We start from the raw sequence: 9,181 nt of genomic DNA, 5'->3' as shown, positions 1-9,181 counted from the left end.
CTTCATCGAAATGGTGAATCTCCTTTCAGGTGTTTTTTGTTATCAATATACCGCCGAATACCTTGGAAATCCTACCATTTCAATCCTATTCCTGCAACAAGGCTTTGCCTTGTTTGCAGGATTTAGGTAGTAGTGTTCCTGCTTGTACGTTCCAGCTTGCAATAGGTCTTGAGATGCCCCTCATTTTTGTCAAATAACTCACAGAGACTCTCATATCCTTTATCTTTCTTTTCAAGGACGCGTTTTGCTGTAACTTCCTGGATATTGGATTGCTTAAGGTCTATTGGAATGGGGAATCGGTCTTGCAGACGTGCAAGCTCAATAATCCTCCCCCCCATTGCATCCACGACCTCATTCAGCTTCTCCTGTGATGTTACCACGATCCAACACGGTGCGACAATTTGCTTCGCCTTAAACCTGTTTTTGCTTTCCCTGCCAAATGCCTGTACCACTGCCTGTAGATCCAACATCTTCTGGACACTTCGGGATACATACTGTCCTACTTCATCAATAATAAATACCAATCCAGCGCCGGGTTTGCGTTTGGCCATAAGCTCAAAGGCACGCTCCGCGAGTTTATTGGGTGTGATGTCAGCCCTGCCGATGAAGTTTCCGGAATCTTTCTTTATCCCAAGAGAATTTGACCAGCTATCTTCCCGTGGGAAGACGTTCGGCATCATCTTGTACAGGATAGCGCTGGCCTCAGAGATTCCCATTGCCATATCCCGTTCCTCTTCCCATGTAGCCGGGCTATACTCTTTGTTGAAGAGAGAGACGAATTCCTTAAGTCTGCCTTTGGCTTCCAGGGTGATTTCAAGCTCCGCCAGATCAAAATCCTCGGCATATCCCAATTCTCTCAGCAGGGCTTTATACATTATTTCCGTGATCTGCTCATTGGCGGTGCGTACGCCGCGGTCCATGGCGACGTCAAAGATTATGGCGTGAATTGTGAAGCGGGAGTTGATGTTCTGGAGAAAATTGGTGATTTGCTTATCCTGGACGTTCTCTATAAACCATTGGGAAGCACTCTGTGTTATGATTTTGCGGTTTGCCAGTGTGTAGCCAAGTATCTTGGCAAAGGATGATTTACCAGAACCGAAAAACCCTGACACCCAGATACCAATACCTTCATGTGGTTCTGAAGGGTATTCAGCAACAGCATTGTACACCTGGCAGAAATGGTCTTTGATGTCCGGGGTTGCCACGTATTCCTGTATTTCATTTTTAACAGTTCCCTCGTCATGCTGGTCTACCTTTATTACCTCTTCGATCTTACGATAAATATCTTTCCGAAACAGGTCTTTAATTATTTGCATAGCTATCATGCCTTTATATTAAATTACTTTGCAAAGGATCTTACTATCTCGTTTATGACTTCTGTAATATCTACATTTTTGGAAGGTAAAACTTCATTTTGAATATGCTTGTGATGTGGATAGGTTTCAATTTCTGTATAATGTTCTGCATTATCATATCTAAAAATTAATTTCTTGTCATGAGCCTGATAATGATAGGAATAAGCCAGTCTTTTTAAAGCGGGGATAGCAATAAAGTACTCTTTAAAATGCAGTTCACTTTTATCAGCAAATATAATCTCTCCTTTGACATACAATGCAGCATCGCCTCTATTTTCCGACTGAACATTGGTAAGGAGTTTAAACGGCACATTACTGAGAAATTTATCCAATTGAGCAAGATACTCTTTTATGACTGACATATCTCAATGTTTTCAATTATTGACAATTTCTGTTTAAGTTCATTTACAAGTTTTTCTTCTGCCCACCAGTTAAAAGTATCATCATCCTCTTCAATTTCCCTATTTCTGAACTTTTCAATGAAGACACTCGTAGAAATTCCGTATTTCTCTTCATATTTTTTTGTTTTTGATAAGGACATTTCAATGGCAAATTTTATTCTTCTTTTTTCCTCTTCCAGCCCTCCGGCCAGAAGTTCCTTAATTGTTTCTGCTTCACCTGAAATACTTTTTACATTTAAAGTAACCATATCATATTCACCTCTAAATAATTTTCATTTATTCACTACAATTCATTGGCTCCTGCATGGCAGGACAATAAATGCACAACTAAAAACAGTCACAAATATGTCATTTGTGACTATCTATTATAATGTTTTCTATAAAAATTTGTGTAAGAAATGGAGAAGAGAGAGAATAAAAGTTTTTGTAACGCTTTAGTTTTTTGTTTTTTGAAAAATCCAAGGGGACATAAAAAACAATGTAGCCCCGTTAGGGGCGATCTGTTTGTAGCACAATAAAATTCAATAGGGTAAATAGCTCCGTAGGAGCGGCCTGTATATGATTGACAGGAAAACAGGTCGCTCCTGACGGAGCTAATATCTGTTATGGCTCCTATCTTGCTACAAACAGGTTGTTCCTACGGAGTTTATAGGTAATACCTTTTTCAAAAGACTAAAGTGTTACAAGTTTTTTGATATTTGTTTTTTCCCCCTTTTCCCCTACTTCACCATTCCCCACTTTTTATTATTCATAACCATGCGCTATGGCAAGGGATTTGTCCTTTTTGCATTTTGCTTTAACTCTTTCCGACCAATACTTCATTGCAATATGTGCCCAGTCATATTTACCAGATTCCAAATCTTTCCAGTATTTTGGAGGCTCGCTCCATGGTATCACAGTATGAAGCGGTGCCATGTTTAATATCACTCCATCGTCAAAGTTTGGATCGTAGCCCATCTTTGCAACCTTCTCCAGTTCCTCTTTGAACTCTGTTATCTCCTGCCTTAATTCATCTAGCTTTTCCAGTTCCTTTTCATAGGTTAGCTTATCTCTTCCGTCAGTATTTACGACCTTTTGAGATACCTCTAAAATCTGGCTGGAAATAAGGTTTAGCTTTGGCTCAACGTAGTTCCGTAATATTTTAAAAAGGGTGTCGTTATCCAATTTGTGATAATAGAGCCAAATTCCATAGTTTTTCTTTTTCGTTTGGAGAAGCCAATATATCGGTGCTTTGCGACGACTCTTTGAGTATCTTTTGATATGAAAGTCAAAGAATCTCTTTGGTTGCCTGAAATAGTCACGAAGGCTTTTTACATCAAGAATCTCCAATATCTCCCGCTCTCGTTCGTCCGCATGTTCACCATAGATTAAAACCAACACTTCATGCACTTTTTTTACAATATCATTGCTGTGTCCTTCATCATCAACTAAAATGCCGTTCCAATCAACCTGTATCGGGTAATCTTTGTCAGCAATAGTGGGATTTGGCACGTCCGTTGGAACATCAAGCACATTAACCCGCCTTTTTAGCCATGCTTCACTGACGATACTCCCCAAAGTCGCAGGATAACCATCTGGAGAGAGGAGCATTCCAGGTGAGCATACAGGCATCGGATCAAATGGGTTTGCGAGTTTTGGAATGAGTGATTTATCTAAAGCCATCCGCACATCCCAACGACCAAAGACGGCACCAATGCACCACATAAGCAGATTTTGAACACGATCAACAATGCTTTCGGAAATGATCTCTTCTTCAGTTTCAGCTTTGTCTGATTCCTTTTCCACTTCATCTTGTACTTGAATAGTTTGTCCTAATTCGTGTTCAATAATTCTGCGATCAGTAAAATCAATATCATATAAGTCATAGATAATATTATTGACTTTCAACTGTATACAGACAATTTCATTATTTTTTTTGATTTCTTTCTCTTGAATATCTTCACTCGTTTCTGATAAAGGGATGTTAATCAATCTAAGTAGAGGTGGAACTAAAAAAACATGAGTTGTTTCATCGCCGTAATAAAGTGATTGTTGACAATTAACGATTTTTAACGACAATTCTGTTAATTTATCGACATTGGGTTTCTTAACTGGTATTCTCTGCACTTGACCAACTTCATAACCATGTTGAGCTCTTAGCATCATAATAAACTTCTCAGTCAAGGTACTATTAAAAAAACCCAAAGCATTTAATAATCCAAATTCTGAGAAAATCGCTATTCCTTTATGGCTAAAAATACAACCTGCGTTCATCTCTCTTGAATTGAAACGTCTATTTACTAATGGATATGTCAATCCAGAACGAAAGTAATAATCTGGATTTCTAATTACTGAACCTGCAAACAAATACAGTTCTCTACCTTTATATTTATAATTTACTACCAAATGAATATCTGAATAATATGGAGAATACTCTCCACCCTTAACAAAAGTTGCCCATCTTTTATTTGCTGTCTGTTCTACGAAAATAGTTTGCTGCTCAGAAATATTTTCGTCTTTCACATTTAACCAATCAGCCCATTTTATTGCGTTAATATCTGTTGGTTTTACTTCCCAGTTTGCACGAACAAAACGAAAATCATCAGCAGTTGCAAGCCCTTGTTTTACTGTTCCCCCATTTCCTTCAAATGGTGGAAACTCCTTAAACTTATTCCTGATCCTATCGCAGACCCAATAGGAGAAAGGTGTATTCGGCACAAGGGAAAATGAGTCCAATTGTATATCAAAACGTTTCTCGCTTTGAGCATTCTGTATAGCTTCCAACAACTTTTCGCCTTTAGCATCAACATCATCCTTTAGTAATCTAAAGAAAATTGCTTTTCTTCCGGTTGCGGGAGTTTTTTCGATTGTATAAGCGGCTGTTTCAACCATCGCCTCAAGGACACCGAAACCAAAATCTGCAACGGCATGTAAACTTGATTCCTTCATCAGTATCTCTTCTCTCCACTTTGTAAAGCTAGAAAGGAAAAAGCCTGTCCTGCTTGAGATAATCCCAATAAAGCCTTTATCATGAAGCAATTGAAGGATCCGCTCTACAAATGCGGCATAAACATCATTTTTGGTTCGGGGGTATGTCTTGTCAATATATCCCCTAGACGGTAAGCTTGCTGCTCCAAACGGTGGATTCATCAAGACAACATCAAAGCGATTCTGCAACACTTCTACAAACTGAAACCCCCTGATTGATTCCTCTGCAAACAGCCGTCTGCTATAACCGTGATTTTCTGCTTTAACTTTCTCCGCATAATCTCTCAGGGCAGAAAAAACCTTCTCCTCTGCCTCTTTGAAGAAATCCTCATCTTTTATCTCTGATAAGGAGAGCGATAATTGCCTGGGCTCTGATTTTCCAAAAAGGGGCACTTGAACCGGCTTCAGCGGGCCTTCCCATTTTCGCTTTGCCTCTTGTATTGCTGCTCTCAACTCCTGCTCTATTTGTAATAATGAGCCTGCCTCACCAGCAAGCTTCATCTTTTCCCATACATTTCTCACCAGATCACCCAAAAGGGCAGGTTTTAGCGTGGAGACAAAATCCTCAAAAAGCTTCTGGTTACCTGGCATTGGTTCCGCACAAATAAAGTGTGCATTCCTTACTCTTGGTCTGTCTTCCCTGCGTATCTTGACCCACTCCCTCTGCGCCCTGAGCCAGAGGGCAAGGGCGGCAATCTGAATTGCTCTCAGGTCAATGTCTATGCCATAGAGGTTATTTTCGAGTATCAGGCGAGGGATCTCACGCTCAAATGCATCTTTATCAGGATAATCTTTCTGTAATGCTATTCCCAGGTCTTTATCGTCATAAGCCTCTCTGTATATAATCATCAGCAGGTTAAATACATACAGCAGAAAATGCCCGCTACCGCATGCCGGATCAAGTATCTTTAGCAATCGCGGGTCTTTTTTCTCACGGAAAGGAACCTGAAAGCTATCTGCTTGTGCAGCCGGTTTTTCATCCCTCTGAAGGAATACCTCATTCCTGGGCTTGACCATATATTCGCAGTATTCTGAAAGCCTGGTATTCCCCTGCATAATCTCATACCACATCCTGCCGAGGGTATTATCAGTGAGAAACTGCACAACGTATCTTGGCGTATAGAATTGATTGCGGAATGCCAGTTCCCAGGAATTGCGTGGTGCAGAGCTTTCAGCCCTTGCCTGCTACCTGATCTCTTTTGGCGTGAAATATTGATAAATCCACCCGATGGTTTCATCAAAATCCCATATATTGTCAATCTCCGGATTATTTATGATTTCTAAAACAGCCTTTAATGCCCGCGGTCTTGGAAATACATAAGATGAAAGGTCTTCCTGGTCAAAGAGGACTTTAATCTCCTCTGCAACTTCTCTGCATTGGTACAAAATATAATCCTGGTAAGCAATGTCTATGTCATCAAGCTGTGATAAATCAGTCTTTTTTAACACATCCACCACGTAGTGGACGAAACCATTGGATTTGCTGCCGCGGGAAACAGTCTCCCGGATGACCTTTCTCCGCTCCATGAGTTTCAAGGCCACAAGACGGTTCAGGTGGGTAAATGTCAAACCAAGTATCAATCTTTCCACAGCTTCATGTCTCTTGCTTCCGGCCACAGTTTCCCGCTCAATGACGTATGCAAATCCTTCACGGGCTTTTATTACGTTCTGATCATCTTTGATTTGTGGCAAGCGGGAGATATCTTCGATAGTTCCATCTTTGTGCAGTCCAAATGCACCTTCAAGTAACTCACCTATCTCCTTTAAAAGCGCTTTACGCGCATCCTGCACCATCTTTTTTATTTTATTACGGATTTCTTTATCCACCAGAATACCTCAGTAAATTTTTACCCTGTAATTATAGCCGCTAATGCCCTCTATTTCCTGAATGTCCATGAACCTAAGCTCGTTTTCGCCTTCTCTTGCACCCGGGTAAAATAAAATCATAGGGACCATAGTTCGGCGGTGCATCTCGTCCAGAAGTTTACTCATACGGTAAATTGCTGGCGCCAGGGCTGCTGCCCGTGTAAGGAACACAATATCGATTTTGGGATTAAGCCCTTCCATAAGTTTTTGAAGCATATCAGGCAATGGGCTGAGCTTTGAGAGGATATTGTTTACAGTTGACTGTGTCCTTTGGAATCCAAATTTTTTCTCTGTTTGTATAACATAGGATAACCCACGTGTTTTCTCAATTCCTTCCCATATGGATTTTGCCAGAGAAATGGTAGTAACCTTCCTTCCTTTATTGTTTAATCTGGTGGCTAAACGGGAGACTTCTTCGCGTAGTTTATATTCTTCCTGCGGTGGATAGCAGAAGATGGCAAAGGGCAAATCATGGTATGCGCTGATACGTAAGGGGTCTGATACCAAATCCTGTTCCAGATTATCAATACGCTCCCGAAGCGATGTCATGAGCTAACTCCTCCGTTGAATGATAGGGAAATTCTATGCGGATGAGCCTTCCAGCGGCATGGTATTTCAGGTATCCTGTCTGATGCGATTCAAGAAACATACGTTCCACGGCCTGGGGTTTGAGGAGAAACAACTTCCAATCCTCATTTTGAATAATAAGCTCTCCGGTAGAAACCCGTGAATGGATAAGAAATGCAACATACGCAAATGCTTCAATGGGCAGGTAGAAGTTGGCTATCTGTTTTTTCGACTTACCTTCCAATATACCAAAGTCCCTCAGAGTTGACATTACCCCCCGTGATAGCCTTCCCTTTACTGAATCACTCCACATCTGGTCAAACATGCCGGGTTTTGCACTTTCTATAAATTTGTATACATCTCCTGATGAAATAGCAAGTTGTCCTGCGTAATATCGGTCAAAAAGATCAAGGATCACGAAATCATAAAAGAAATCGTCAATTTTTGCTGTGTGATAATACATAATAGAGCGGATAATGGATAAATCAACATTTTTAGCGCATAAAATTTTCAGAGCCTTCCATGCATAGCTTGACTCTTTTGTAACAAACCGGGCGAGGAAATATCGTTTAACAATCTCATTGGTCCATGAACGGGATCTCTTTCCTAAAACATTTTTGCGCACGATCTGCTCCACCCACGTATTAATATCTACCGCAGGATCGAATATATCTAATAAAATGCGCGTTTCATCAATGAATGCGCCGCCGTGTGCTAACCATGTCATGTATTTTTTTTCTGCCATTCAGAATAACCAACCCTAATGTTTGTATTTTTAAATGAAGGCGGTATGACAACCAAATATTACTTAGTTCCTTAACTAAACCACTCTCTATGCGGGTGTGAATAGCAAAAGCGGTGCTATTGTATCTACAAAAAAATATTCTTTAGTATATTGCGAGTAGGAATGTTTTAAGGTTCGCACTGGAGCAGAAGAAAACAAGGACAAAGGTAACACTTTAGTTTTTTGAAAAATTCCAATAATCGCAATGTAGGGGCGAAGCATTTGCTGTAAATTGTCATAAATGCGTTCATACCCAAAACGGGCAAATGCTTCGCCCCTACTTTTTCAAAAAACTAAAGTGTTACGGACAAAGGCGTTTATCAAATTAAGTAGATGATGAACTGTATCAGATACCACTCATCGGGGTATAATCCCTTCTGCCCAGATAAATCAATCTGATGATAAGTTTTGAGCGATACCATCTCACGATGATTGGAGTTAGCTAGTTCTTCGGCCTCATCAGCCTGGAAAGTAAACTTTCAGTCAGAAGTATTGCAACATGAGCGACACACACGTGGAAGTGAGGTGTACCCCATTGTCAAGACAGATTTGATCGATGCGCTTCCCTCTTGTTTGTAGCTATAGTAGTAGAAGGCTTTGAAAGGATCCAACAGATCAACTATTCGGGCTTGTATCTTCTGATTTCACTCCCCGTAAGCCGGAAATACTTCGCACGCTTTGTTGAGTTTATCTTTGTATGCAACAATTGATCCTTTAGTGCCAAAGTGTTTTTTCAATAGCTTTAATGATTCCGGACGTGGATCGTCTTTGCCTTCTGCCAAATAATTGCGGTGCTCAAGTTTACTCTTTGGTTATGCTTGAATATGAAGCGAGAACTGAAATGGAATCTGTTGATACGGCTTTACATAATCAAACATCAGTATTGCAGTTCCTATAGTCTCAAAATCAAGATTATAATTGTAATCTCTATTTAAGTAAAATTCGCCAAAAACAACGGAGGCTTTTAAGGCGGTAACTCAAGCCTTCTTTTTAGCCTTTTTATCTGCCCTCTTTTCTTTGAGGGTTTTGGTAGGTTTTTTCTTTTCTTCTTTACGAGAGTCTTTTCCTTTACTCATTTTTTTTCTCCTTTTTATAGATGAACTGATATGAAATTGTTTTCTCCATGTGATGCAATATTAAAACAAAAAACGAAGATGATTGCCATTTTTTTATTCTAAACTGGTTGCCATTTCAGTGCTGAGACTATGCCTGTCGCGAGGGCAATTCCCGTCGAAGGTTCT

6 protein-coding genes and 1 pseudogene are annotated in these 9,181 nt (G+C 40.2%); all 7 read right to left on the bottom strand.

Annotated features, from left to right (window positions below):
* Positions 1-122: 122 nt before the first annotated feature.
* Positions 123-1,316: a hypothetical protein gene (locus tag QZT26_RS14735; RefSeq protein ID WP_295103227.1), complete on the bottom strand. Its 1,194-nt coding sequence runs from the start codon at positions 1,314-1,316 to the stop codon at positions 123-125.
* 23 nt (positions 1,317-1,339) lie between these two features.
* Positions 1,340-1,717: a DUF6516 family protein gene (locus tag QZT26_RS14730; protein ID WP_099325978.1), complete on the bottom strand. Its 378-nt coding sequence runs from the start codon at positions 1,715-1,717 to the stop codon at positions 1,340-1,342.
* On the bottom strand, positions 1,705-2,004 hold the full coding sequence (locus tag QZT26_RS14725; protein ID WP_099325979.1) for a hypothetical protein: 300 nt from the start codon (positions 2,002-2,004) through the stop codon (positions 1,705-1,707). The genes QZT26_RS14730 and QZT26_RS14725 overlap by 13 nt, the downstream gene beginning before the upstream one ends.
* Positions 2,005-2,500: 496 nt before the next feature.
* A pseudogene (pglX, locus tag QZT26_RS14720) lies at positions 2,501-5,878 on the bottom strand (BREX-1 system adenine-specific DNA-methyltransferase PglX); the annotation flags it as partial.
* Positions 5,879-5,908: 30 nt separating this feature from the next.
* Complete coding sequence (locus QZT26_RS14715; RefSeq protein WP_295103225.1) at positions 5,909-6,550, bottom strand: hypothetical protein; 642 nt, start codon at positions 6,548-6,550, stop codon at positions 5,909-5,911.
* Between the two features lie 9 nt (positions 6,551-6,559).
* Positions 6,560-7,138: a BREX protein BrxB domain-containing protein gene (locus QZT26_RS14710; RefSeq protein ID WP_099325981.1), complete on the bottom strand. Its 579-nt coding sequence runs from the start codon at positions 7,136-7,138 to the stop codon at positions 6,560-6,562.
* Positions 7,113-7,901, bottom strand: coding sequence for a BrxA family protein (locus tag QZT26_RS14705; protein WP_099325982.1), 789 nt, complete (start codon positions 7,899-7,901; stop codon positions 7,113-7,115). The genes QZT26_RS14710 and QZT26_RS14705 overlap by 26 nt, the downstream gene beginning before the upstream one ends.
* Between the last annotated feature and the right edge of the window lie 1,280 nt (positions 7,902-9,181).

The organism is uncultured Candidatus Kuenenia sp. (assembly GCF_900696675.1).
GTDB classification, from domain to species: domain Bacteria; phylum Planctomycetota; class Brocadiia; order Brocadiales; family Brocadiaceae; genus Kuenenia; species Kuenenia stuttgartiensis_A.
This window is presented reverse-complemented; position numbering and strand designations above follow the sequence as displayed.